Origin of the sequence: Sulfurimonas sp. ST-27, from assembly GCF_048081595.1 — a bacterium.
In the GTDB taxonomy this organism is placed as follows: Bacteria; Campylobacterota; Campylobacteria; order Campylobacterales; family Sulfurimonadaceae; genus Sulfurimonas; species Sulfurimonas hydrogeniphila.
Genome location: NZ_CP182226.1, coordinates 610886 through 636085 on the forward strand (window position 1 = coordinate 610886; position 25200 = coordinate 636085).

23 protein-coding genes and 1 pseudogene are annotated in these 25200 nt (G+C 31.1%); 16 read left to right on the forward strand and 8 right to left on the reverse strand.

Annotated elements, in window-relative coordinates:
* Positions 1-26: 26 nt before the first annotated feature.
* From ACM66U_RS03270 to ACM66U_RS03295, 6 genes and pseudogenes are all read left to right on the forward strand, one after another.
* The gene (locus ACM66U_RS03270; RefSeq protein WP_418641127.1) at positions 27-1511 is read left to right on the forward strand and encodes a tyrosine-type recombinase/integrase; all 1485 of its coding nucleotides are present in this window, start codon (positions 27-29) and stop codon (positions 1509-1511) included.
* Between the two features lie 616 nt (positions 1512-2127).
* Positions 2128-2475 (forward strand): annotated as a pseudogene (locus tag ACM66U_RS03275) (methyl-accepting chemotaxis protein); the annotation flags it as partial.
* Between the two features lie 105 nt (positions 2476-2580).
* Entirely contained in the window at positions 2581-2937 is a 357-nt protein-coding gene (locus tag ACM66U_RS03280; RefSeq protein WP_418641399.1) for a CZB domain-containing protein, read from the forward strand.
* Positions 2937-5123, forward strand: a complete 2187-nt coding sequence (locus ACM66U_RS03285) for a response regulator (protein WP_418641128.1) — start codon at positions 2937-2939, stop codon at positions 5121-5123. The genes ACM66U_RS03280 and ACM66U_RS03285 overlap by 1 nt, the downstream gene beginning before the upstream one ends.
* Positions 5124-5196: 73 nt before the next feature.
* The gene (locus ACM66U_RS03290; protein WP_418641129.1) at positions 5197-5865 is read left to right on the forward strand and encodes a response regulator transcription factor; all 669 of its coding nucleotides are present in this window, start codon (positions 5197-5199) and stop codon (positions 5863-5865) included.
* A 157-nt stretch (positions 5866-6022) separates the two neighbouring features.
* Positions 6023-6853: a sensor histidine kinase gene (locus ACM66U_RS03295; RefSeq protein WP_418640376.1), complete on the forward strand. Its 831-nt coding sequence runs from the start codon at positions 6023-6025 to the stop codon at positions 6851-6853.
* Here the strand turns inward: ACM66U_RS03295 and ACM66U_RS03300 are convergent.
* The 5 genes from ACM66U_RS03300 to ACM66U_RS03320 form a co-directional block, all read right to left on the reverse strand.
* On the reverse strand, positions 6850-7590 hold the full coding sequence (locus tag ACM66U_RS03300) for a transporter (RefSeq protein WP_418640377.1): 741 nt from the start codon (positions 7588-7590) through the stop codon (positions 6850-6852). The genes ACM66U_RS03295 and ACM66U_RS03300 overlap by 4 nt on opposite strands.
* Before the next feature lie 3 nt (positions 7591-7593).
* Positions 7594-8400 carry a CheR family methyltransferase gene (locus tag ACM66U_RS03305; protein WP_418640378.1) on the reverse strand — a complete coding sequence of 269 codons (807 nt, stop codon included), beginning with the start codon at positions 8398-8400 and terminating at the stop codon, positions 7594-7596.
* Positions 8393-8947: a chemotaxis protein CheB gene (locus ACM66U_RS03310; RefSeq protein WP_418640379.1), complete on the reverse strand. Its 555-nt coding sequence runs from the start codon at positions 8945-8947 to the stop codon at positions 8393-8395. The genes ACM66U_RS03305 and ACM66U_RS03310 overlap by 8 nt, the downstream gene beginning before the upstream one ends.
* A 3-nt stretch (positions 8948-8950) precedes the next feature.
* Positions 8951-10900 (reverse strand): methyl-accepting chemotaxis protein, encoded by a 1950-nt coding sequence (locus ACM66U_RS03315; RefSeq protein WP_418641130.1) that lies wholly within the window; start codon positions 10898-10900, stop codon positions 8951-8953.
* An 83-nt stretch (positions 10901-10983) separates the two neighbouring features.
* Positions 10984-13098, reverse strand: coding sequence for an EAL domain-containing protein (locus tag ACM66U_RS03320; protein WP_418641131.1), 2115 nt, complete (start codon positions 13096-13098; stop codon positions 10984-10986).
* Positions 13099-13195: 97 nt separating this feature from the next.
* Between ACM66U_RS03320 and ACM66U_RS03325 the strand changes: the two genes are divergently transcribed.
* From ACM66U_RS03325 to ACM66U_RS03360, 8 genes are all read left to right on the forward strand, one after another.
* The gene (locus ACM66U_RS03325) at positions 13196-13309 is read left to right on the forward strand and encodes an AAA family ATPase (RefSeq protein ID WP_418641132.1); all 114 of its coding nucleotides are present in this window, start codon (positions 13196-13198) and stop codon (positions 13307-13309) included.
* A 392-nt stretch (positions 13310-13701) separates the two neighbouring features.
* Positions 13702-14094, forward strand: coding sequence for a hypothetical protein (locus ACM66U_RS03330; RefSeq protein ID WP_346389502.1), 393 nt, complete (start codon positions 13702-13704; stop codon positions 14092-14094).
* A 1212-nt stretch (positions 14095-15306) separates the two neighbouring features.
* The gene (locus ACM66U_RS03335; protein ID WP_346389503.1) at positions 15307-16944 is read left to right on the forward strand and encodes a hypothetical protein; all 1638 of its coding nucleotides are present in this window, start codon (positions 15307-15309) and stop codon (positions 16942-16944) included.
* Positions 16937-17212, forward strand: a complete 276-nt coding sequence (locus tag ACM66U_RS03340) for a hypothetical protein (RefSeq protein WP_346389504.1) — start codon at positions 16937-16939, stop codon at positions 17210-17212. Before ACM66U_RS03335 ends, ACM66U_RS03340 begins: the two co-directional genes overlap by 8 nt.
* 13 nt (positions 17213-17225) lie before the next feature.
* Positions 17226-17525: a DUF2958 domain-containing protein gene (locus ACM66U_RS03345; protein ID WP_346389505.1), complete on the forward strand. Its 300-nt coding sequence runs from the start codon at positions 17226-17228 to the stop codon at positions 17523-17525.
* Positions 17522-17713: a hypothetical protein gene (locus tag ACM66U_RS03350; protein WP_346389506.1), complete on the forward strand. Its 192-nt coding sequence runs from the start codon at positions 17522-17524 to the stop codon at positions 17711-17713. Before ACM66U_RS03345 ends, ACM66U_RS03350 begins: the two co-directional genes overlap by 4 nt.
* 143 nt (positions 17714-17856) lie before the next feature.
* Positions 17857-18291: a hypothetical protein gene (locus tag ACM66U_RS03355; protein WP_346389507.1), complete on the forward strand. Its 435-nt coding sequence runs from the start codon at positions 17857-17859 to the stop codon at positions 18289-18291.
* Positions 18292-18319: 28 nt separating this feature from the next.
* Positions 18320-18526, forward strand: coding sequence for a hypothetical protein (locus tag ACM66U_RS03360; RefSeq protein WP_346389508.1), 207 nt, complete (start codon positions 18320-18322; stop codon positions 18524-18526).
* A 184-nt stretch (positions 18527-18710) separates the two neighbouring features.
* On the opposite strand, the gene ACM66U_RS03365 is transcribed toward ACM66U_RS03360, so the two are convergent.
* Complete coding sequence (locus ACM66U_RS03365; protein ID WP_418641133.1) at positions 18711-19820, reverse strand: HEAT repeat domain-containing protein; 1110 nt, start codon at positions 19818-19820, stop codon at positions 18711-18713.
* A gap of 225 nt (positions 19821-20045) precedes the next feature.
* Here ACM66U_RS03365 and ACM66U_RS03370 point away from each other — a divergent pair, with 225 nt between their 5' ends.
* Positions 20046-20663, forward strand: coding sequence for a recombinase family protein (locus tag ACM66U_RS03370; protein WP_346389510.1), 618 nt, complete (start codon positions 20046-20048; stop codon positions 20661-20663).
* On the opposite strand, the gene ACM66U_RS03375 is transcribed toward ACM66U_RS03370, so the two are convergent.
* Together ACM66U_RS03375 and ACM66U_RS03380 are read right to left on the reverse strand one after the other, a co-directional pair.
* Positions 20660-21031, reverse strand: coding sequence for a hypothetical protein (locus ACM66U_RS03375; RefSeq protein WP_346389511.1), 372 nt, complete (start codon positions 21029-21031; stop codon positions 20660-20662). The two genes, ACM66U_RS03370 and ACM66U_RS03375, sit on opposite strands and share 4 nt — an antisense overlap.
* 81 nt (positions 21032-21112) lie before the next feature.
* Positions 21113-22582 (reverse strand): hypothetical protein, encoded by a 1470-nt coding sequence (locus ACM66U_RS03380; protein WP_346389512.1) that lies wholly within the window; start codon positions 22580-22582, stop codon positions 21113-21115.
* A gap of 106 nt (positions 22583-22688) precedes the next feature.
* Between ACM66U_RS03380 and dcm the strand changes: the two genes are divergently transcribed.
* Entirely contained in the window at positions 22689-25010 is a 2322-nt protein-coding gene (gene dcm / locus ACM66U_RS03385) for a DNA (cytosine-5-)-methyltransferase (RefSeq protein WP_346389513.1), read from the forward strand.
* The last annotated feature ends 190 nt before the right edge of the window (positions 25011-25200 follow it).

Below are 25200 nucleotides of genomic sequence, written 5' to 3' on the forward strand. Positions count from 1 at the left end.
TTTTCTATGTATTGGAGAAAAATAAAGTGTCAGAATATAATAGTTATGGTGGTAAATACTCGGGAATATTGACTAAAAAACTAAAGAATGGTGATTTGGCTTTTTATATTACATTTAGAGATATTGAGTCCAAAGTAAGAAGAAAAAAAGTTGGTGTAGCACCAGAGATGACAAAAAGAAAAGCTTTGGATTGTTTGAATGAAATACGTCAAGAAATTGAAGCAAAAAAAGAATTAGAAAAAAATCCAAACTCACCAATTCCTAAGATGCTTAGAAAAAAAGTTGATAAACAGGTTTATACACTCAATGATCTTGCTGAATATTATTTTCATGAAAATAAGAGTAAAAGTAAACGAGCTATGCAGAATAAATACAATTATCATTTTTCAGACGAAGCTTTTGCAAATAAAAATATACACTTAGTTACAGAGAATGATATAGAAGATTTTATACTAAGAAAAAGCAAACAAAGAGCAGATAACCGTCGATCAAACTCAAGTAATGTGACTAAGTTGCATGAACAAGGTTTTATTCCAAAAAGAAAAAGAAAATCTAAAGCTCTCGATTTATCTCTTGAAGAGAGAGAAAAAGAGGAATATGAAAATAATCTTGTTAAAATCAAAGAACTTGAATCTAAAAATGGTGGCTGGAGAGAAGAGAATAAGATTAAAGTATTGAAAGAAAGAAATAGAGTTCTGGAATATAGATTTTCTCCAGAAGCAAGAAAAAAGCTTTTAAAAGACAAGACTTTAGGAATTGATGAATTAAATGCTCTACTCGGAATTTTATCAAGGAAATCCATTAAAGAGTTATTGCTTATGGCTAGTACGATAGTTACATATGCAAATACTCATAAACATTTAAATATATTTAATCAGTTTCATATACTTAGAGGTAATAAAAACTACATTAGTGTTAATAATGTAAAACCTAGATATTTAACTAAAGAAGAGATCAAAAGCTATTTGAAAGAAGTCAAAAAGGTTACATATGATAATCCTGAAGTACATAATTATCTCTATTTAATATCGCTTCTTGCATTATCGACAGCTGCCAGAAGAGATACTATTTTAAATATTAAGATAGAAGATATAGACTTAGAGAACAATAATATACAATTACGGAATTTTAAAACTGAACATAATTTTACAAGCTCAATAGCAAGTCCAGTGATTAAAGCTGAATTGATTAGGGTGAAAAATAATAGAGAGCCTAGTAGATTTTTGTTTGAAGGTTCTTCAGGTGTAGCAATAACTGCATTTCCTCCAAAGATGAAGGAAGTTTTAGATTATACGGTCAATTGCAATAGATCATATTTAAATTATTTGACAATTAAAGAATTTAGAAATACTGTTGCATCTCATTTAGCAATGAATGGTACATCTATCGCTCATATCGCTCAAGTTTTAGATCATGCATCCACAAGGACAACTGAAATATATTCTCAGTTAGCTCCATCCACCGCAAAAGATGATGTGTCCAGTTTTGTAAATGAATTTTTAGAAGAGTAAGAATCCCTCTACCCCATACACCTACTTCAAATACCCATAAAATAGGCACTTTCAAGCAATTGATTTAATAACTGTCAGCTGATTTTATAGGATTTTTACTGACAATATAACTGACCCTTACAGTAACATTTTACAACTTTTTGAAAAAAATACGCCAATACTAATATCAAGTGCAATTTCCACCTAATTTAACTAGCTAAATTTTTACTCATTTCACTAAAAAACACCCGCCAATTCTAATATCAAAATATTTATGAAATAAACTTTATAAATAATAAATATAAATTTCACAATACTTAACTATAATCCTAAGTAATTAAAAGTACATAAGGCATTATAGATGTTTAAAAATAAATACAAAGAAAAATATTATCAACTTTTATCTGAACATGAAAAGTTACAGGAATCTTATGATAAGCTTGCAAAGGAATTGCAAGAGTTCAAAGTGCAAGATACTGATTCCTCTTGTATGCACTCTTCATTTGACACACTTGCACAATTACAAAACAATAATTTAAAAAACAACATTAGTGATATACAAAAAAATATGGCAGATGCTATTGATGCTTCTAAAAACAGTTTAGAAAAAACTACAGAACTCTCAAGCAGTATAAAAATGGACATAGAGAGAATTAATGAAATTGTAGAAAAATTATCGGGTTTAACAGTTTTAGCGGATGAGTCTATTACAAATATTGAAAGCTTATCTTCCAAAACAGAAGATATCTCACTAATACTGCAACTTATTAAAGATATTTCAGATCAAACCAACTTGCTTGCTTTAAATGCTGCCATTGAAGCAGCTCGGGCGGGTGAACATGGTCGAGGCTTTGCTGTTGTTGCTGATGAAGTGCGAAAACTAGCAGATAAAACTGTAGGAGAGATAGGACTTTCATTGCAATCTATGAAGCAGGATGTCAGTAGTGTCTCAGAACAATCTGTAGAGATGCAAAGCTTAATTCAAAATTCCAATGAATCTATGAATCGATTAAGTAGATACTTACAACAAGACTTTTTACAACTTCTTGAAACTTTTGATACAATGTATCTTTCAAATAATCATACTTTTATGTCTTTGGCAAAACTAGATCATGTGTTATGGAAAATCAATACTTACTATTCTATTTTAACTGCAAAAGAGCAGTTTTCTTTTGTGGATCATCATAATTGTAGACTTGGTAAGTGGTATGAGAAAGGTGATGGAGAAAAACAGTTTTCACAAACAAAAAGCTACAAATTTTTAGAGTCTCCTCATGCCATTGTGCATAACTCAACAAAAAAGATTTTTGAAAAAATGAAACAAAATCTTCATTTTGAACAATACTTCGAAGATTTTGAAACAATGGAGAAAAACAGTATGGATGTTTTTAAAATACTTGATAAAATATTACAGGAAAAGACCTCTAATGGGGGGGGGAATAAATAATGCTTTATTGTGATGATATCTATCATACAATTGATGAAAAAGTTGAGTACAATATATTAATTGTTGAAGATTCAGAGATGTTTAATAAAGCTATTTCTAGCGAACTCTCTAAAAACAAAAACTTTAAGAGTAAACAAGCATACACTCTCAATGATGCACAAAATCTTCTTCAAGAAGATCACTTTGACTTTATCATCTTAGATCTTAATCTTCCTGATGCTTTTGGTGAAGAGCTTGTTGATGCAATAAAACAAATTTCCCAAGCCAAATTGATTATTTTAACGGCTGAAGTTGATGTTCAGATTCGAGAAACACTTTTTAAAAAAGGAATTTTAGATTATCTTGTAAAAGATAAGACTTTTTCATATTCTCTAAAATCAATTGCAAAAATTATTGAAAATGTAGAACTCAATAAAAAAGATACAATTTTGGTTATAGATGACTCAAAATTTATGTGTAAACAGTTAGAAACTCTATTACATGTAAAGAACTACAATGTACTTACTGCCTTAAATGCAAAAGAGGGCTTAGAGATACTATATAGCAATAGTATCAGTACTCTTATCTTAGATATGGAACTTCCTGACAAACATGGTTTAGAGCTTCTTCAAGAGCTAAAAGTAACGACTGAATATTGTCATCTTCCGGTCATTATCCTCTCTGCAAGTAACGATCCTGAAGTGGTTCGTTCTGCTTTAAAACTAGGAGCTTCAGACTTTATAAAAAAGCCCTTTAACATAGAAGAATTCACTTTAAAAGTTGATTTAAGTGTAACGACATATCGAAAAAGAGTGCAACTGCTTTGCTCACAACAGATGGTTTCTGAGTATAAAGAGATAGTTGACGAGAGCTCTTTAGTAACAAAAACAGATACAAAAGGGATTATTACCTATGCAAACGATGAGTTTTGCAGGGTTTCTGGGTACACCCAAGAAGAGCTTATAGGAAAACCCCACAATATAGTTAGGCATCCCGATATGTCAGCAGAAGTTTTTAAAACAATGTGGAAAACAATTTTAGCAAAAAAAACATGGAAAGGTGTCATCAAAAATCGTACTAAAATGGGACATCCTTACTATGTAAAAAGTACTATTAAGCCCATACTAGATATAAATGGTGATATTGTAGAATTTATATCAATTCGTACTGATATCAGTGAACTTGAAGCATATAAGGAACTTTTAGAAGAAAACCTTGAGATATCAGGAAATAATTTAAACTACTTAAAACAGCATGAGGATGCTACAAATAGTTTTATCTCTGTTATGAAAACCAATAAAAGTGGAAAAATCATCTATGTAAATGATAACTTTTTACAACTTAGTGGCTACTCAAAAAATGAGTTATATGGAAAAGAGTGTAAATCTATTAGAGCGATTAAACATATAAAACAGGGTGATTGCGACAAATTGCACAAGCAGTTACAAGATAAAAAAACAGTCTCTTTTTTATTTGAAAATATTGACAAAGATGGAAATAGTTTCTATACCGATACATTTATATCTCCTCTTATAGACAAAAATAGAGTAATACAGGAGTATGTGCACTTGATGCACAATGTAACTGAAGTTGTCAAAGTGCATCAAGAGCTTGAAGAGACACAAAAAGAGATTATCTACACTATGGGTGAGATTGGTGAGAGCAGGTCTCAAGAGACAGGAAACCATGTAAAACGAGTAGCAGAATATTCTAAGCTTCTTGCACTTTTAGCTGGACTTGGTGAAAAAAATGCCAATCTACTTTTTATTGCATCTCCGATGCATGATATCGGAAAAGTTGCCATCCCTGATGCTATTTTGAACAAGCCTGGACGACACACCTCTGAAGAGTTTGAGATTATGAAAACACATGCTGAAATAGGTTTTAATATCTTAAAAGCATCAAAAAGACCAACACTCAGAGCCGCAGCTGTAGTTGCATATACACATCATGAAAAATGGGATGGCAGCGGATATCCTCGAGGAAAAAAAGGAAATGAGATTCATATTTTTGGTCGTATAACAGCAATTGCTGATGTTTTTGATGCACTTGGAAGTGATAGAGTCTATAAAAAAGCATGGGAACTTGAAAAAATATTAGCACTTTTTAAAGAAGAAAAAGGTAAACATTTTGATCCAAAACTTGTTGATCTATTTTTTGATAATTTAGATAAGTTTTTAGCAATTCGTGACAAATTTAAAGATTAATCTAACTTAATGATTTTCTTTGTAAATTTTCTGTAAAATAATAACTATAAACCTGAATATGAGAGTAGTACAAATGAACATTCTTTTAGTAGAAGATGATAAAGAACTAAAAGCAACACTCACTAGAGGTTTATATGAAGAGGGGATGCATGTCGATAGTGTATCTCTAATTGATGAAGCCAAATCATATATTCAGATGAAAACTTATGATGTTATTATATTAGATAAAATACTTCCTGATGGTGATGGAAGCTCTTTTTGTACTGAACTAAGAAACAATGGCAATAGTGTACCTATTTTAATGTTAAGTGCCTGTGATGAGTGTGACGATATTGTTGATGGACTCAACAAAGGAGCAGATGATTATCTCACAAAGCCTTTTCGTTTCATAGAACTTGTGGCTCGAGTCCGTGCACTCTCAAAACGCTCAACTAACATGAAAAGTCATATCTTAAAAGTAAGAGACTTGACGCTCAACATTATGTCAAGAGAACTAAAAAAAGGAGATAAAATTATAGAATTAAGAAACAATGAATTTAATCTTCTTCTGCTACTAATGAAAAGAAAAAACAGTGTCGTCTCAAAAACCGAGATTATCGATTATATATGGAATATGGAAAACTTTATAGACCCAAATCTTTTGAATGTTACTATTTATAATCTCAGAAAAAAAATAGAAAGTTCTAAAGATACAAAAATCATACACACGGTAAGAGGTATTGGTTATAAAATTGTTGAGTAGACTTTTGAGATATAAAAAAGTTCTTTTTTTACTAACACTGCTTTTAGTTCATATAGTTTTTTTAGAAAATTTGAACTCTTTAGAGCCATATATAAAATACTACATTATATTTAATATTTTTACCATTCTTTACTTTCTCTGGCTAAAAATAAAACTAGTGCATCTCAATAGTTATATAACAGATACTATTATCAGTATTGAAAAAGAGATTTTACATGATAATATCCAACCTCTTTGTATACCTAAAAACATTCAAGAGATTAAACAGTTTGTAGAAGAGGTAAATAAAATAATCTTTTATTTGAATCAAAAAAATAAAGTTGCACAATCATTTAATGCAAATATGGCACATGAGCTAAAAACACCTCTTGCTGAGCTTAAAGCTAAGCTAGAATACTCTCTTTACTACACAGCACTTCAAGATAATCTTGCAACAGAGTTGCGAGCATTTATACAAAAAATAACTAGTCTTGAAAACATAGTCTCTCAAATGCTCTATGTCTCAAATAACAATATAAAAAAACTCAACAACTCTATGCAACGGGTTTTACTCAATGATATCCTCTACTCTATATTGGACACAAAAAAAAGTGAGATAGAAGCTAAACACCTCAAAACAGATATAGAGATCAATCAAGCAATCTCAATGCACGGACATGAAAAACTACTTCAACATGCTATTGGAAATATTATTGATAATGCAATAAAATATTCATTACCAAACAAAAGGATAAAAATTATCCTTAGAAAAAAGAAAAACTTTATTTTTCTTGCAATAATTGATTACGGCATAGGAATAGATAAAAAAGAACTCAAGTTAATTTTTCATCCTTACTATAGAGGTGAAAATGCTTTTTCAAATAGTGATGGGTATGGACTTGGACTTAGCTTGGCAACTTGGATCTTTGAACTTCACAGTGCCTCTATAAAAATTCGAAGCAAAAAAGGCAAAGGAACCTTTGTAGGAGTCAAGTTTTACACTAGTTAAAACTCTATTGCAATGCCAAGTCCAAAGAAGTCTTCAGACTCTCTATTGAGTCCTAATCCTCCGTTTATATCAAGTTGAATATTCTCTTGCAGTAAATATGTAAAACCTCCATCGACTACTTTTTCCGTAGGTATTATTGATGAAGATGGTATGATGGAATAGAGTTCAATAAAACTGGCAAACTTCTCTGTATGGCTAAAAGTAATCCCAGTTGCAGGTTGAAAATCATAGATTCGTTTTTCATCCCTGTAAGTACTCGATTGAAATGTTCCAAAAAATGAGATAGTTTCATTCAGTGTATAATCCCACAAAAGTCCAATGAGTGGTGAAATATTTTCTGTTTTAAAGCTGCTCTGCGTATCTGTCGGCAATGTTACGAGTGTCATAAATGTAAAATTATATTTCTCATTTTTAATGAGGCTATATTTTCCACCTATGGTTATATCAGATGTAGGGCTCTCCTTAAAATCTTTTGTAGTACTCCATCCATCCCATAAAAAATCAAATTCAATATCTTCTGTAACCCCTGTACGAAGTTCAAAAAGAGGAAAATCTTGAGTATTGTTTTTCGATGAAAGTGTGTCAAAAGTGTAATTGTATCCCATCTCAATATTAAACTTTCCAGGTTTCACTGTATATGTTCCTGTACTAAAACCTGGTCTATCAGCAATAATTTCTGCCTGCATATTGACAGATATAAATGCTACCAAAGCAGTACCTAAAAAGATTTTTTTCATACTTCAACTCCTAATATAATGTTCTAGTTGACTTGATACATCCGCATGTCCTAGATAAATGTTTGTTGTATTCTCTTTTTTTAACTTTTGGAGATGTTTATATGCTTGTATCTTCTTCTCATCATTAAAATATATAAACATATTACGAGAGAAAATAATGTCAAATTTTCCAAGCTTAGTAAGATTTGTTTCAAATATATTGGCAATATGAAATTCTACAAACTTTTTAACATCTTCTTTTACATAAAAACTATTATTTTTCTTTGTAAAGTATTTTTCTATAATATCTTGTTTGACTCTATGAAGTGAACGTTCATTATAGATCCCCTCTTTTGCTTTGTGTATAACATTTTTGTCAATATCAACTCCGACAACAATAAAATTACTTATATTCATCTCTAATGCAGTAATGACTATGCTATAAACTTCCTCTCCTGTTGAAGATGGGAGAGATAAAATATGTAATTTCTTATGAGTGTTTTTATAATTTTCTAAAGCTTCTTGAATCTGTTTATGCTCACGAAAAAAGTAGGTTTCATTAATCGTAATGAGGGTTATAAACTCTTCAAAATTAAATGTACTCTCTTGAATATGTTCAAGAAGTTTAGAAAAAGAGGCTATATTATTATTTTTACAATAATCAACTATTTTTTGTTCAATAAGAGGTTTGTTTTCATCTAAAATTATTCCTGATTGCTTCTCAATGTATATATAAAGTTCTTTTTTAGCACTTCTATTTACTTCGACACTATTAGTCTCGTGAGAATACTCAAGAGAGTTTAAAGCTTTTTTTCTAAAAAAATTAAACATTTTGAAGATATTTGGCTATATTGTCAATATGCATGATTTCAATGTTTTGATTTTGCTCATATGCTGCTTTTGGCATTCCATAAACTTTAGCACTCTCACTGCTTTCAGCTATGCACAATGCCCCTTTTTTATAAAGTAAATCCATCCCTTTTGATCCATCATCACCTATACCTGTTAAAATTACAGCTGTAACTCCATACTGAGGCAAACATGCAAGTGCAGACTCAAAAAGAGCATCAATGCTTGGTGTATAGAGTGTTTCGTTATCTAAAGAGTCTAAATAGATAGAATCTGATTGGATTGAGAACTTTGAACTTGTTTTACAAATATAGATAGAAGATGGTTCAACCTTTGTTTTATCTTCTGCAAGGTATAAAGGTAGCGTGGAAACATTTGAGAGTTCTGTAGCAAAACTCTCCATGACATTACTGTTCATATGCTGAGCTATTATAAATGATGCTGTAGTCTTTTTATCTAGTTTTTGGACTATTTTTTTAATATGTCCCGGTCCACCTGTTGATGCTCCAATGAGTACTAGCTTGTGCATTTTCTAACTTTTAAAACTGCTAAGTTGAGCATTTAATTTTTCAATGATATCATTTTGATGCTCAGCTGCTGCAGCAATCTCTTCAACACTTCTTGCATTAGTGATAGATACATCATTGAGCTTTTCCATATTTTTAGAGATATCAACAACTCTGTTTTTGAGTTTATCTACAGCTAAAGAGCTCTCCTGTGCCATTGATTTTGATTTTTCTATAGCATCCATAACACTGTCTATGCTCTCTTCTACATCACCTGCCTGTTCAGCTGCTTGAGCTATCTCTTTTGCGTTTTCTTGCATATTATCGCTTGATTCATCAACTGATTGTACAACAACATTGATGGTGGCATTTATCTCTGTAAGACTTTTTTGGGTTCTCTCTGCAAGCTTTCTTACTTCATCAGCTACCACAGCAAAACCTCGTCCATGCTCTCCTGCTCGTGCTGCTTCAATGGCTGCATTGAGTGAGAGCAGATTTGTCTGTTCAGCTATATCGCCTATGAGTTCAAGTATGCTTTTTACATCATTGGTACTCTCTTTAAGCTCTTGCATCTTCAGTGCAAGTTCTTCCTCTTTTACACTGGAGTCTTTTACGGTAGTAATTAAAGTATTTATTTTTTCTGTAGTTTCTCTTAATGCTTCAAAAGAGTTTTGTGAGATCTTTTGCATCTCTTGAACTGTATCATCAACAAACTCTGCTTCTTGTGTTGTTTGATCTGTATCGTTGTTGATAGATTTTACAAGAGTAGCTTCATCTTCTACCCGTTTGCCAATCTCTAACGATGTAGCAGAGAGTTCGTTTGATATAGATGATGCTTCATTACTAACTGTTTTAGCTTCACTTATGGCATTTTGAACCTTCTCAATAAATTGATTAATATATTTGGCAACATTAGCCAATTCATTTTTACCTTCAATATGGATTCTCTTTGTTAAATCACCATCTCCAGAAGCTAAATTTTTTGCAGCATTCGCTATCTGCATAAGGTTTCTACTAATAGTTGTAGATACAAAAAGCATAAAGACAATAACACCTAAACCTATAGCAATAAAAAGAGTAATCAACTGCATTTGAAGACTTTGAGCAAGTTTCTCTTTCTCTTGTTTTTGATCTTTTCTTAAGGCTACAAGAGCTTTTTGTGCCTCTTTTGCTTCTTTTTTCATCTGCTTATTTACCTGAAGTGACTCCTCACGCAGCTCACTAAAAGTATAAAAAGCTTTTTTATATTCACTTAAAGCTTTCAGGATATCATCTATCATCTTTTTATTTTTTGGACTATCTAAAATATCTTTTATATGTAAAGAGAGCTTTTCAAGATTTCTGATGTATTCCTCTACTTGGTCTTGATACTTTATATCTTTACGGCGAAGGTAGTTTTTCTCTGCTATTCGCATAAACAAAAGCTCTTTTACTATTTTGTTTGCTAAAGATGCCTCTTCTATCTCATCTGCTATAACTCGTACATCTTTTGAGGTGCGTATGACTTTATCTCGCTGTCTTTTTTTAATATCTCTTACTTTTGAAGCAATTATCTCAACATCTTTCGCCTCTTGTATCATTTTTGCTTCCTCTACCAAAGAAGCATCTCGAAGTTTTTGAAACTTTTCAAATAGGCTTAAGTACTGCTCTATGTTTGTTATAACATCTTGAACAAGTTGCTTGTTTTGTGGATCTTTAAAACTCTTCTTTAAAGCATTTGCTTCTTGTAAACTCTCTTGCACAAGTTTTTGAAGCTCATTTGCATAGTTTGCATCTTTTCTTTGTATATAGTTTTTTTCGTTTATTCTTGCTTCAAGCATCTCTTTGACGATTTTGTTGGAGATGGAAGCTTTTTGACTTTTATCTTCAAGTTTGTCCAAATTTGAATCAATAGCAAAATAGAGATAGATAAATGCAAGGGAGATAACGACAGGAACAATGAGGAGTTGTTGTTTAATAGTAATGTTTTTCAACATATAAGCACCTTTGTTTAAAGTTATCTAATACTAGCAAACCGATATGAATTTATGATGATTTAAATATGAAATATATTTCATATTTAATCTAAAAGTCTCTCAAATGACTCCTTTGTCATTGGTTTGTAAAAATAGTAGCCTTGAATTTTTACACTGTTGTGTTTTGTGACACTTTTGAGTGTTGCAGCATCTTCAACTCCCTCTATAACAATAGTAAGATGCAGTGTTTTTGCCAAATAGACAATCCCTTCAAGCAGTTCTTGTGCTCTTACATCATCTAAAAGATTATCAACAAATTTTTTATCTATTTTTATAGTATTGATTGGATAGTCTTTAATGTAAGACAATGAAGAGTACCCTGTCCCAAAATCATCCAAAGAAAACTTAAAGCCTAACTTTTTAATAAGTTCCATAGTGCTAAAAATAAGATCATTGTTTTGAGCAAAAACACTCTCTGTGATCTCAAAGTAGATTTTTTGAGGGTTGATTGATGGATACTTCTGTAATACTCTTTTTAAAAATGGGATAAAGTTTTCATCATAAAACTGTAAGATGGAAAGGTTTATGGAGACTACATTTTTAAATCCTCTTCGCTCTATCATCTCAAAAACCTCTTCTATAATCATATAAGTAACATCAAGAATCATCCCATTACTTTCAAGTTTGGCTATAAACTTAGCAGGGGAGATTATTTCTCCATCTCTCTCCCATCGTAGTAGTGTCTCAACGCCGTAGAGTGCTTCTGTTTTTGGCTCGACTATAGGCTGGAAATATACTCGAAATTCTTTGTTTTGTACAGCATCTCTTAGTTGAATATCTAACAATGTTTCAGATTCTTGTTTTTCATACATTTTTTTATTAAAATAGATGTATTTTGCTTTTCCTGAATTTTTTGCAGCATACATCGCAACATCAGCATATGAGAGTATCTTTTCCCTTGATTCATTTTGGTGGTCTGAGACATATATACCGATAGATATGGAGGTAAAGATAGTATGCTGGTCTATATAGATGGGTTTTTGCATAGTATCTAAAATTTTATTTGCGATATTGCCAGGTACTGTTGGATTTTTGATATTTTGAAGCAGTATAGCAAACTCATCACCACCAAGTCGTGCAAGTATATCGTTGGAGCGAATATGTGTTTTCATCCTTTTTGCAATAATCTCTAAAAGTTTATCTCCCGTTGTATGTCCATAAGTGTCGTTAATATTTTTAAAATTATCAACATCAATAAACATCACTGCAAAGAGTTCATTACTCTTAAGACATTTGCTTATACACTTCTCTATCTCCTCTTGAAACATTTTTCGATTTGGCAGATTTGTTAGTTTATCATAATTTATTAAAATTGAAAGTTCCTGGAAAGTAGTTTGTAGCATTGCTATACTGTTGTTAAGCATCTGGGACATTTTTCCTAATTCATCTTCTGATGTAACACGAATACGCTTAGAAAAATCTTCATGAGAAATGGTAGTAAGTACCTTATTTATCTGCTTAATTGGTTCTATAATAGAACTCATAAGCATTTTTGCAAAAAAACCACTTAAACTCACTATAACTAAAATAATAAGCTGAATTATAATAACTTGCTTACTGAAAATCTCATCAGAGTGTTGGTGTCTCAGTTTTGCTCTTTGTATCTGGTATTCTGAGAGTTCATTGAGTGCCTCTCTTGCTTGACGAAACTCAAAAACAGCCTCTTTGTAGAGAATTGGCTCAAGCTCATTTACACTTTTTTTTAAAAGATTAGGATAAACTTTGTTGTAGATAATTGAAAGATACTCTTGAAAATTTGTTTGAAACTTATCAAGCTCTAACTGCTCCTCTTTTGAGAGTCTGGTGTTGTCATAAGAGTCGAGTTCTTTTTTAATTCTTTGTACCTGCTTGGCTATAATCTCTTTGTGATGTTTGATTTCTAAAGACTCTTTTGCATCAAGTAGTCGTAAGCTTCTATCTCGTATTCTATACAAAGCACCCTTTAAATGTGATATGTTCTCTAAAGGAACAATCTCTTGTGTGTAGATATTATCGACTCGTTTGTTGATCTGAGAAGATTGCCATAAGCTCCACTCACCGATGATAAAGACTAAAAATATCAAACCTCCAAGTGTTAAATATAACCTTGTCTTTAACTGCATCTTGTTAAACATCATTTCACAACTCCCAATAGAATAATCACTTTGGTACTTTAGCATATGAATATGAAATTTTCATTACTCGAGTACAAATGATTAAAATTTAAATTATTTAGGTAGAATTAGACAATGTAAATTCAAAAGAGTTCTAAAAATAATGGTTATAAAAGAAATAAAAATAAAAAATTTTAAAATATTTTCCGAAGAAGAATTTTCCTTTCACAAGGACTTTAATCTGATTATTGGTGTAAAAGGGAGTGGAAAGACATAACTTTTAAGAGCATTGGCAATTTCCCTTGGGGATGGTCTAATGCTTACATCAAAGATGATAAAAGTTTACGACCAATTCAAGATAATGAGTCCCTCTCAAAAAATCAAACACAATGGATTGCCTACAATAAAGGACAGTATATGAAAGGAAAGCTTGAAATGGATAAGGTCGCTCTATTGAAAGTAGTTAATGTAATATAAAAAAAGGCCACTCAAAAATCTCTTACTCTCCTTGTTATATCAACAAAAATTAAATTCTTTTCAAAAAAAAACACTTAAAATGTAAAGAATTACTAAAAAAATTTACTTTTAGAGGTGCTCAATATTAAGAAAATAATAATTTTCTTTATTATTTAGCTTAAAATAATCATGTAAATAAAAAAGGATATTTACATGAATTACAAAGAAATACAAAAAAAGATCAAACAGCTAGAAGAACTAAAAGCTCAAGTTCTCGATGCAGAGGTAAAAGTTATAGGTTATCAAGATAATGAAAAACTATTAAAGCTTTTGAGTGAAGAGTACCCAAAAATTTTCTCACCGGTTAGAAATCAGATTCTGGCTTTAGTTGAAGGTAAAAAGCCTCTTACAAAAGTTGACAGTGCTACAAGAAAAAAATTGGAGTATGCAATTAAAGGAGAGTGTTTTATAAATGAAATCAACCCTCTTGATAAAACAGGTGCACTTCTACCTTTTAAAAAACTGACGGCAAAAATCTCAAAAGAGATCAGTTTGCTTTCTAAAAAAAATATTCGGGCAGATCTGTTAGATTTTTTAGAGTCTTAGTCCAAGCATATACATAAAGCACAGTCGATGTGTTTTATGTTTTTTAATCTTCCAAACTTACATAAAACTTTCATCGATATCTTTTTAAATATCTTCAATAGTTTCAAAAGAGTGTTATATTTTCTTCTCTCTTAAAGACGGAAAATATTGAAAGTGTCATCTCTTCTTCTTTGGAAAAATATTAGTAAGTGCGTAGATATTTTTTCTTATCACACAAGCTGTGAAACATTTTTTTTGTTTATAAGCTCTCATCTTAAAAAAGAGAACTTCAAAAATGTGCATATATTACTATATTATCTATAGGAAATTTTCAACTTTTCAAATTACTCCATTTTTATATCTGGACTCTAGATCATTTTTTAGAGTAAAAAGGACTAAATAAGCATCAGTTTTCATCTGTAATCTGTATCAAAAAAAGATCTAACATTACATCAAAAAAAATTTTGAACTTTCATCCAAAAATCATCTGTAAACAGGATTCATTTTTTGATCTTATTGGAGTGTAAAACAATTGTTTTTTTAGATGAAATGAGATGGTTTTTTTGCAACTTAAAAAGAGAATATTTTGTACTTCTTTCTCCGAAACTCTGTAAAATAGGGTTTGCTTACTTCTTTTTTTACTCTTTTCTATTGTAATTTATCTCTATTTTTTTTACTGTTGTTTGAGTTTATTGAGCAAAAAATATAGGAACTTTCAGATGAAAAATGAGTTCTTCAGCAGTTTATTCGCATCAAAAAATGAGCCATTATTGACTGTTTTTCATTCAAAAAATGACTCCTGTTCTTTGTTTTTTAGATCATTTTTTGAGTTGAGAATCAGAAAATCTCTCTTGTTTTTTACCGGAATAAGCAACTCAAAAAATGCTTGAAAAAATGTAAAAAGGGATAAGATTTTTTCTGAGACTCTTCATCTTTTTTTATGGTGACTTTTACATAAATTGGAATATTTTACATCTAAAATCCAAAGATGTTTTTGCTCTTTAAACCATAAAATTCTTTTGAAAAAAAAGATGATCTAAGCCCCTGTAGAGGATGCTTCCGCTACAATATTGCATCTAAAAAAAGTAGCTGTTTCTCTTAAATAAGAGCAATCTTTTTCTACAATCTTCATATAAAAACAAGGTGGTCTCTCTCTTAAAACATTTCCAAAAACACTGTGACATACACAGATGACTTTATTGTCAGAGTTACTCCATTTGAAAGGTATTTTTTATGGCAACAATGGGCTTTTTACAGAACAAAACATCCAATAAACAAAGAGAAAAAGATACACTGATTGTTGATGATACATTTAGACATTCTTATTGTGTCGGTCAAACAGGCTGTGGAAAAACATCCTCTTTTGTCTATCCAAATCTTGATGATAGACTATCAAAAGGTCATGGAGTTTTAATCTTTGACTATAAAGGCAAAGAGCATGCAAGTGTTAAATATTTAGCAGACAAGCATAATAGATTAGAGGATATTATTGAGCTTGGTATTCCATGGGGTAAGAGTTGCAATCTTATTCAATACTTTAATGAAAAAGAGCTTGGCAATTTTGTTACAGGAATTATGAATCTGAATGAAAAAGATGCTTACTGGTCAACCACAGCTTCGAACCTTGTTATCTCTGTATGGAAGATTATAAAAGCCTATATTGATGTCATCAAAGCAACTGAAGATTATAATATTCAGGAGAACTTGTACAGTGCAATTGTAAGATTTAGACTTCCTGCAAGGGTGACTTTTTCAGATATTGCAGAGGTTCTCTCTTCTCATGAAAATATTGTTCGTTTTATAAGCAATACAAAAAAAATTCATGAACGTTTTGGTACGATAATAGAAGCTAATATTCACGAACTTGTTATGAAAATTGACTCTTTGAGTATACAAGAGAGTTATCTTGAGCTGGTCTCAAAAAACATAGCTTTTAAAAATATTCTCAATGAGCAGAAGAAATCTTTGCAGATATTTACAGACTCCAAGAACGCTTCTAATCAGACAACAACAATTCAGACAATTCTTTTGTCAATGAGTACAACGTTTGCATCTGTTGCCAATAATAAAAGCATAAATGATTATAACGGTATTGAAATTGCAGATAGTCTGAGTCAAGGTAAAGTAGTCATACTCAATGCTCAAGAATTTCAAGATATTGCTCTTGCCACATTGACTTCTTCAATACTTCAGGAACTCTCAAAAAGAGTTCAGCAAAAAGAGATTAGAGGTGTCAGTATATTTATAGATGAAGCGCAGAGGGTTTTAAATAAAGATTTTGGATCGCTGCATTCAGATGTACTGCGTGAGTCCAAAGTTGAACTTTTTCTGGCTTTTCAAAACCATCAATTAATGATTAACAAACTTGGTTCAGATCAGTTTTATGCCCTTATTCAAAATCTCTCTTCTGCATATGTTTTTGCAAATTCTCTGGACTTCCAGGATTTTGAGACATCCAAACTGGAAACATTTGAGTACTATTATAAAAAGAGCGATAGAAAATATATTGCAAAACCATTCTTCCTTGATCATGATGCAGTATTTGAAGCGGTTTTAAAATACTGCAAAATCAATAAACTTTACGATTACCTTGGTATTCCAAAAGAAGATCAGCACAAAATAGTGCAGTTTAATCCCTATCTCTATCAGCAAAATCTTATTGAACTTAAATCAAAAGATGGAAATATAACTGTTATGAAACTAAGAGATGCAGATATAGAGCTGAATGCAAAACAGATGATAGATACAATAATTAAGAACTACTCTGTCAAACTCAGAAAACAAAATGTTACTTCAAAACCTTCACTTATGAGTTACATAGAAAAAAGAGAACGAGAGATCAGTGAATTTTTGGATGTGCAAAATGAGTGAGAGTATTGACAGGAGACTTGATGAAGCCTGCACACCGATATATATTTTTAATAATCAAAAAATAGAAGCAGCAGTTAGAAGAAATGCTCACTTGATAGATGCAAATGATTTGGAGAATGTGCATCGTAGAATTTTAAAAGTGCTGGGAATTGATGGTGAAAAAAGCAGTAGATATTTCAGCTTTGCCAAATTTAAAGCTTTGTACACCAACATAAAACTTTCACAAGAGTCAGTCTCAAATGAGATAACAGATATGGACTTAATCTAAACGGAGAATAAATATGCAGTTATTAACGGATAAACTAAGAAAAATTATTCCACCTTTTTACAGTAGTGAGGATGTTGAATTAGAAGAGAAAATGGTATATGCCAAGTTTTTTTTAACTGATGTAAACTGGACTTGGTACATTTTAGAGTATGATCAAGAGAGTAATAGTTTTTTTGCTCTTGTTGATGGTTTGGATCAGGAACTTGGGTATGTGAGTTTGGATGAACTTGAACAGGTCAGAGGACATATGGGGCTGCATGTTGAAAGAGATTTATATTTTACACCAACTAAATTTGGGGACTTGAAGATATGAAAAAGTTTGAAGATTTGGATGATGCTTTAAAGAAAGAGCTTGAAAAAACAGTTAAGGAAGATCCTTTTGGTCTCAATGCTGAAACACTCTATATGAACATATATAATTCCAGTGGACCGATAACTACAATAGCTGAAATTTTTGAAGTTAAGGCTTTTATTGTTCGTAAAATAAAATCAGGTATTTAATCTTTACGGAGTATAATTATGCATAATTACTATCAGGAGAAGAGTTTGAAATTTTTAGATATTTACTATATTAGGCTCAAAGTATTTCTTCATCAACTTCGTAAAAAGATGTTGAAAGTTTAATGGTGGTAAAAAGTAGAATCTTGAAACTCAATAAAAATTTTGAACCTTCACCAATTCCGGCAGAAGAAGTTTATGGAGGTTTCTTACAGTTCAATATTTCTGCTATTATTAGTGATATTTCATCTAAAAAACTCATTGCTCAACAGAAAAGAATTTATCTAAAACAGTGGTTTGAAGAGCATTCAGCTGATTTTAGTACAATCAATAAAAAACATTTAAAGTCAGTAGATTTAAGTACACCAGTTATTCAAGCAGAGATTAGAATCAATAGGTATGAGATAATTGATGGCAATCATCGTATGAAAAAAGCACTTGATGATGGACGAACATATATAAACTCTTATCAGGTTTCAGGTGAGCAGTTAGCAAACTATCTTTTAAGCAAAAAACAATATGAATCTTATATTCGGTATTGGAATGAGAAAGTTGAAAATTACATAGAAGATATGGTATAAACAACAGATTAAATACTTAGGATGTTACATGATAAAGTTCGATAAAAAAGCGATGCAGAAATTCAATGAAATACCTGATGAAGTTAAACCTAAAATACTCTCAAATGTATATTGCTCTCACTGTAAAGCTATCGTCAAAATTGTTGATTTTGAAGCAAAGATGGATGGAGAGGAGTTGATTCTAACTGGTAAATGTGAAAAGTGTTCCGGCAGTGTTGCAAGGTTGATAGAGTGATAGATGCTTTCTGAGAATATAAAAGTAGAACTTGTGGCACAAAAAGTTTTATTTTACAGGTTTTGTTGACACGGAATTTTTAACACTATCACTCTTTGACTGCTCTAAAAAACTATCCGTATCTATGTAAAAATAGAGTAAATAATCTTATAGAGCAGTTTGAAGTTAGTGCTTAGATTGGCTTTTATCTACTTTCAATATCAGTGTTATTATTTTGAGCTTTTGCTTGCTGTTTCCGTTCAGAAAGGGCATTTTTTGAAGATTTCCTCACCTCTTTTGATTTATCGAAAGAGAGTTTTTTCAGAGCTATCTCCGGTGTATTTGGATGTTTTATGACATGGAGTTTTACTTTATCATACCAACTGTCAGTAAGACTCATAAGAAGCATAGGTTGAGCACTCTTACTGTCTGCCATTGTAAGAAGCATCTCTTCATTGGATAAATTTGATAATGCCAAATAGGGAAATATTATTTCATCACTTTCCCTGTAAAGTTTATTGTAAATTGATACCGGAACATCTTCTCTTTTTGCCAATATAACTCTATACATCTCTTCATCATGATCAGCAATATAGTGTAGAAGTGGATGGTCTCTTATGAATTCATCACTATCAAGTATTTTATCAACGGCTAAAGTAAGAAATTTATGATTCCAAACTGTATCAAATTTATCTCCATTCTCTCCAATCCAACCATCCTGTTCAATAAACTTTTCTGCAAACTTGTTGATTATATCAGTTGTTGAGTTGGGATTTTGCAAAACTTCCAAAACAACATCATCATCTTTTTCGTTTATAAAAAGTTCTAAGATTTCAGGTGTTGCATATTTTGATTTGGCTACTTCTCTTCTGACTGCCCAGTTTTCATCTTGTGCAAGACTTTTTAAAATAGATGCTTCCGGTTTGTCTCTCCAAACCAACTCAACACGTATATCCCCATTTGGATCCTTGGCAAGATTTTTTTGAATATCAAGAGGTGTTTTTGGATCTTTTGCCAATCTTATTTTCACCTCTTGATCTTGACTGTCAGCACAGGCTTGAATAAGTTTATCTCTTAAAATTCCAACGATACTTTTATTCTCCAGCAGCACTGCCAAAATACTGACTTCTTGTAATTTACCTTCGGCATTTGGAAAGCTCAAAGTACTATTGTCATCTATTAATGCCTGTAAAAGCATTTCACTTTTGCCATTAAATGCCTGTGCAATACTGAATTTTTGGTGACTGGAAAGTTTATTCATATCTGATACTATCAACTCTATTGTTTCATTTTCTATATCTTGTTGTTTTTTCATTTTAATCCTTTTCTTTTAAATCTATTTTAAGCAATAGTTTTTCTAAAATATTTATATCAGTTAAATTTGATGAAAAATGTGTAAATTAATCTAGATCTAATAGGGGTTCGCTAAACTTAGATTGTGAAACGGGTTAATTGACAAAAAAGGCCTGTAATACGATCTCTGAGAGATGTGTTTCACAAACGAAGGTTTAATTTACACCTTAATTTTTAAAGGATTTTAATGTTGATAGGTTATGCAAGAGTTTCAAAATCAGATGGAAGTCAGGTCTTAGATTTACAGATTGATGCTTTAGTTGAATCCGGAGTTAACAAAGAAAATATCTATACTGATAAAATCTCAGGATCAAAAAATGAGAGACCTGGGCTTGAAGCATGTTTAAAAGCATTACGCAAAGATGATGTATTGGTTGTATGGAAGCTTGATCGCCTTGGTAGAAATTTAAAACATTTAATCGAAACAATCGATAATCTGACTTCAAGAGGAATTGGCTTTAAGGTCATATCAGGTACAGGTGTAAATATTGATACTACTAATCCTGCAGGAAAAATGATTTTTTCAATTTTTGGAGCTTTGGCAGAATATGAGAGATCTATCATCCGTGAACGCACTGTTGCTGGAATCAAATCTGCTCGTGCCCGTGGTCGTACAGGTGGTCGAAAATTTCAACTTACAAAATCACAAGTGCGACTTGCTCAGGTGGCTATGAAAAATAGAGATACTTCAGTTTCTGAACTTTGCAAAGAACTTGGAGTTACCAGACCAACACTATATCGATATGTTGGACCTACGGGTGAACTTAGAAATTATGGTATAAAAGTTTTAGATATGGCATCTTAAGATTTTCTAGCCATCAAATTATACATTTGTATTCTTAGTGGGGAAATTCTTCCCCAACTTCTAATCCCTTTTTTTAAAAGAATCTGTGCAATTTTTCTATTGCGCAGTTTAATAATGTCACCATTATAATTAACAGCAAAATAACTTGTTATTTGACCTTGATAATGATGTTGTTCTTTTTTTTCATAGACTCCACCTTGTGTTAAGGCCCATTGAAAATAAAAACTGTACGGCTTACTTTGGATATTCTTTTTGTGTATAAAAACTCTTGAGAGTTTACCTGTACTTTTTTCTATAGAAAGTTTTGCTACATATGCTTTGTCATACATATTGTCATGTATAAATTCGCTTTTAATAATTGTTTTCATAAATGTTCCTTGTTAGACTCTATTTTAAGGAACAACAGCCAACAATTTCTTCATCTGTGTAAAAGCATTACAATTTTATTCTCATTCATACATCAATTCACATTTTCTTATTATTTTTTTTAACTCTGCAACCAAATATTTGGGATATAACAACTTGATATCTGTTCCACTTCGTTGAGCATAGCTTAAGATATCATCTTTACATCCTTTTCCAGTAATATAAATTTTATTTCGAAAGTCTATATCTTTAGATAGATCAATTTTGTCTTTGATTTCAGCTGTAAAGCTCTCTTTTTCTGCTTCTTCTATATACATCACTGTATTTTTTAAAACATGTAAATCAAACAAATCTTTCATGTTTGTATTGGCTTCAAAAATAACCTCAATATCTTCTTTGTAGTAATGAGTACTTCCTTCATTTATTTTCTCTTTTTTCCTGTCTTGATATATCTTATGATTATGTTCATACATATCATTAAATATCACGAAACACTTTGTATCTTTCCAATATACCGAAGTTTCTGTCTTATCTGGAACTTTTAAATATAAAATATCTTCAATTCGTACTTGATATTTTTTGTTATGCTCTTCAAATTTTAGATACTTTTTTCTATCTTGTTCAAATAGAATTTGTAAGGTGTCAACATTTTCAAATTCTAGCTTGTTATTAAGTGAACTGTTCGTTTTATTAAGTTTAAAACTCAGAGTGGAGGTATCATCGCTAAGTATTTTAATAATATAGTTTTCTATATTGGCAAAAGCAGCATGATTTTTAGGAGCTTGCAGAGTGAAACCTACTATCTTGTCTATATGGCTTAAAAAATTATCAACTCGATTAGGTGCATTATATTTTAAAAAGGCAGCAAGCAGCGGTAAGAGATCTACCAAAAGATATGTATTATTAAGTGAAAATCTCTGGTAATTAAACCAATGTTGCATATTTAGTTTATAAGCATTAGGAGAAACATATGTGACAACATTGTACACAGATAAAAATTTTAATGCTTTTTCTATAGCATCCCTCTTTGGTTTGTATGTTGAACCATCATTTGCAAAAACTGAAATTTTTATCTTTTTTTTACTATCTTTTAGCCTTTCAATATGCTTAGACAATGAGTTTATTTTTTCTTTGTGTTTTAGAGGATCTTCTCTTTGCAAAGAGTGCAGTTCTTCTTGTAGATTTTTCCTTTTTTTAGCATTTATTGTTTGAAGTAGCTGTATGTGAGTCTCAACAATTTTATGTATTTCCTCTGTATTGATTTTATAGATATCTGCTGTTTTAATTGGATAGTTAGTTTCGTTAATAAGCCTAACTAATACAGCAATTATTGCAAAATTTACATTTTGAATACCTGTTCTATATGGTGCCTTATTTTCATCAGACTCTTTTATTAGTGTTTGTAGATATTGTTCAATTTTTTGTTCATCAGCCTCAGAATATTCTGTACATATCCTATTTAACTCCTGATAATAAACTTCATCACTTCCACATAGTTCCAGATTTTGTGCAATCTCTTTCTTTGCTGCTTTATCAATTGTTTTTTTCTTCATACAGAGCTTCTTTTTTAAATTATTTCCTAGCCTATTTTTTCAAATACGACTTATGAATCGGATATGAATGTCATAACCCTTTTTATCAATAACAAAAGGAGATCAGATGAAAAATCTTATCAAAAAAACTAACCCAAATCCAATAAAAGGATTATCTTCATACAAGAATAGTCTTAATGAGTCTAATATACTCACTTGTGGCTCTATATGCAGTGGTATTGGTGCATTTGAACAGGCATTAAAAAATATAGGTATTACACATATAAATAAATATATGGTAGAGATAGACAAATTTGCTCGCAAGACTTTTGAGGCAAATCATACTGTTGAACACACTTATAAGGATTTAACGCAGTTAGATTCTACAAAAATGCCTTATGTTGATTTGCTGGTGCTCTCACTACCCTGTCAATCATTCAGTATGCAAGGAAAAAGAGGTGGTTTTAATGACACAAGAGGAACCCTAACATTTGATGCTTTAAAAATTGTTAAAGAGACCAAGCCTAAATACATTATCTTTGAAAATGTCAAAGGCATAATCAATCATGATAAGGGTAATACTTTTGAAGTGATTAAGGCTGCATTTGAAGAACTTGATTACAAAATTTACTACCAGGTATTAAACTCCAAACACTTTGGTTCTGCTCAAAACAGAGAAAGACTGTTTCTTGTAGCAATAAGAAAAGATATTCAGCATGGATATCATTTTCCAGAACCTCAAAGCAATCGAAAGTCTGTAAATGAATATATAGAGATAAACAAAAACTACTCTTGCTGTTTATATGATGCTTCCAAGAGAGTTCCTTTTAATGCAAAAAGAGTTACAGATATCATAAAACTCTGGAAACTTCCACATATTAAATATGCTTCTGATCAACGTATATGTTCTACTGAGGGTATTGCACCCTGTATAGTTGCTTCATCTGCAAAGACAAAGTTCTATGATACAAAAAACAAACTGTTCCGATATCTGACACTCGAAGAGATGGCAGCAATCCAGGGATTTCCATCTGATTTTGTATTTCCTGTTTCAAATGCTCAGAAGAAAAAACAAATTGGTAACTCTATTACAATTTCTGTACTTGAAGCAATAATCGAAAATCTGCTTTTATACATAAAGCCGACATCTCTCAAAAGCTCATCAAGAAAAACAGAGCAAAAAACTAAGAGTCTTCTACAAACTTTAAAAAGTATGAAGAATATCTCTTCTGATATTATTACAAAGAATATCAAAAAGATACGCTCTGAGGAATTGAGACGAAGTTCTCAAACAATTGTAAAGAATATTACCAAACCCTTTGTATCAAAAAATATGTATGTTAATCAGGCATTAATCAGCTACTCAAAAGATAAAGATCTGTTTGCATCTTTGAAAAGTATGAATGAAAAAGAACTGCAGATTTTTCTCAAGCAGAGAGATTTGGAAATCATAAACTATGACAGCTTTTCAGATGACACTAATACTAAAAAATTTGTACTGTTTCCTTATGCCGGTGGTAAGCAAGGTGTAAACAAGACAGATATGCAGCAATTAGCTATCAATGCATTTAAAAATAAAAAATATACAAAATTTATAGATATTTTTGCCGGTGGTATGGGTGCTACATATAATGTATTACCTGTTTTACTGCAAAACAGTATTGAAGAAGTTGTAATCAATGATATCAACAAGTCCATTATCAATGTTTACAGACAAATACAGAGGAAATCAAAACAAGTACAACGTCATTTAGCTTCCATCCCTCTTGACTACTATAAAAAATATGGAAAATTTGCACCTGTAAGCAGAGAAGAGGCTCGTGAATTACATATCAGTATAGAAAAAGAATTTAAAGATCTTGAATTACAAAAGAAAATGTCACCTAGAAGAGCAGCTTTATTCCTTTTTTTGATTCACAAGTCTACCGGAGCCATGCTGGATTATGATATGAAAACAAAAACCTGTTTTTTTGAGACATCCTATAAAATTATCAATATAGAACTACTGATTAACAAAGTAGCTCTTTATCATAAGATACTTACAAGTACAAAGATTACATTTAAGTCTGTACAGTATCAAACACTATTGAAAAAATATAAAAACAGTTCAGATGCTTTACTACTTATAGATCCTCCCTATATTGAATATTCTGAAAAAGTATCAAACAACAGCTCCTCTTTTACCTATGGAATAGACTTTAACCATAAAGAGCTGCTGAATAAAATGAAAAATATACAGGCAGACTTTATCTATTACAACAATCATAATCCATTAATTGAAAATTTTGCAACAAGATACTCCTATAGATATAGTAAAAATATCAGAACATATGCCAATGGTGTTTTAAAAGATAGAACCAAGGCTGTTGAAGTTTGCATGACAAAACTTCCAAAAAGAAGTAATAAAAGCTCCTCTGGTGAGCAGTTTGAAACTCCATTGGTTGCATAGTATGCTTTATAGAACAAATGTACTTATTATTTTATCAAGCATAAAAAGGAGATTTAAGCCTCCGTAAAAATAAATATTTTTATAGTAGGGACTTGGTACCTGATACCATTCGACAACTTTTTAAAATTTTAGTGATTGAAATTTATGTCTAAAGAGATACCAACTAAATCTGGTATATCTTCAGATAAAT

Coding starts and splice junctions, on each gene's coding strand:
- ACM66U_RS03320 (WP_418641131.1), bottom strand. CDS start 13,098: ATGCTAAAGTACCAAAGTGATTATTCTATTGGGAGTTGTGAAATGATG.
- ACM66U_RS03305 (WP_418640378.1), bottom strand. CDS start 8,400: ATGTTTAATTTTTTTAGAAAAAAAGCTTTAAACTCTCTTGAGTATTCT.
- ACM66U_RS03365 (WP_418641133.1), bottom strand. CDS start 19,820: ATGAAAAAACAACAAGATATAGAAAATGAAACAATAGAGTTGATAGTA.
- ACM66U_RS03310 (WP_418640379.1), bottom strand. CDS start 8,947: ATGCACAAGCTAGTACTCATTGGAGCATCAACAGGTGGACCGGGACAT.
- ACM66U_RS03370 (WP_346389510.1), top strand. CDS start 20,046: ATGTTGATAGGTTATGCAAGAGTTTCAAAATCAGATGGAAGTCAGGTC.
- ACM66U_RS03345 (WP_346389505.1), top strand. CDS start 17,226: ATGCAGTTATTAACGGATAAACTAAGAAAAATTATTCCACCTTTTTAC.
- ACM66U_RS03375 (WP_346389511.1), bottom strand. CDS start 21,031: ATGAAAACAATTATTAAAAGCGAATTTATACATGACAATATGTATGAC.
- dcm (WP_346389513.1), top strand. CDS start 22,689: ATGAAAAATCTTATCAAAAAAACTAACCCAAATCCAATAAAAGGATTA.
- ACM66U_RS03315 (WP_418641130.1), bottom strand. CDS start 10,900: ATGTTGAAAAACATTACTATTAAACAACAACTCCTCATTGTTCCTGTC.
- ACM66U_RS03300 (WP_418640377.1), bottom strand. CDS start 7,590: ATGAAAAAAATCTTTTTAGGTACTGCTTTGGTAGCATTTATATCTGTC.
- ACM66U_RS03325 (WP_418641132.1), top strand. CDS start 13,196: ATGGTTATAAAAGAAATAAAAATAAAAAATTTTAAAATATTTTCCGAA.
- ACM66U_RS03350 (WP_346389506.1), top strand. CDS start 17,522: ATGAAAAAGTTTGAAGATTTGGATGATGCTTTAAAGAAAGAGCTTGAA.
- ACM66U_RS03380 (WP_346389512.1), bottom strand. CDS start 22,582: ATGAAGAAAAAAACAATTGATAAAGCAGCAAAGAAAGAGATTGCACAA.
- ACM66U_RS03340 (WP_346389504.1), top strand. CDS start 16,937: ATGAGTGAGAGTATTGACAGGAGACTTGATGAAGCCTGCACACCGATA.
- ACM66U_RS03330 (WP_346389502.1), top strand. CDS start 13,702: ATGAATTACAAAGAAATACAAAAAAAGATCAAACAGCTAGAAGAACTA.
- ACM66U_RS03285 (WP_418641128.1), top strand. CDS start 2,937: ATGCTTTATTGTGATGATATCTATCATACAATTGATGAAAAAGTTGAG.
- ACM66U_RS03360 (WP_346389508.1), top strand. CDS start 18,320: ATGATAAAGTTCGATAAAAAAGCGATGCAGAAATTCAATGAAATACCT.
- ACM66U_RS03280 (WP_418641399.1), top strand. CDS start 2,581: ATGTCTTTGGCAAAACTAGATCATGTGTTATGGAAAATCAATACTTAC.
- ACM66U_RS03335 (WP_346389503.1), top strand. CDS start 15,307: ATGGCAACAATGGGCTTTTTACAGAACAAAACATCCAATAAACAAAGA.
- ACM66U_RS03290 (WP_418641129.1), top strand. CDS start 5,197: ATGAACATTCTTTTAGTAGAAGATGATAAAGAACTAAAAGCAACACTC.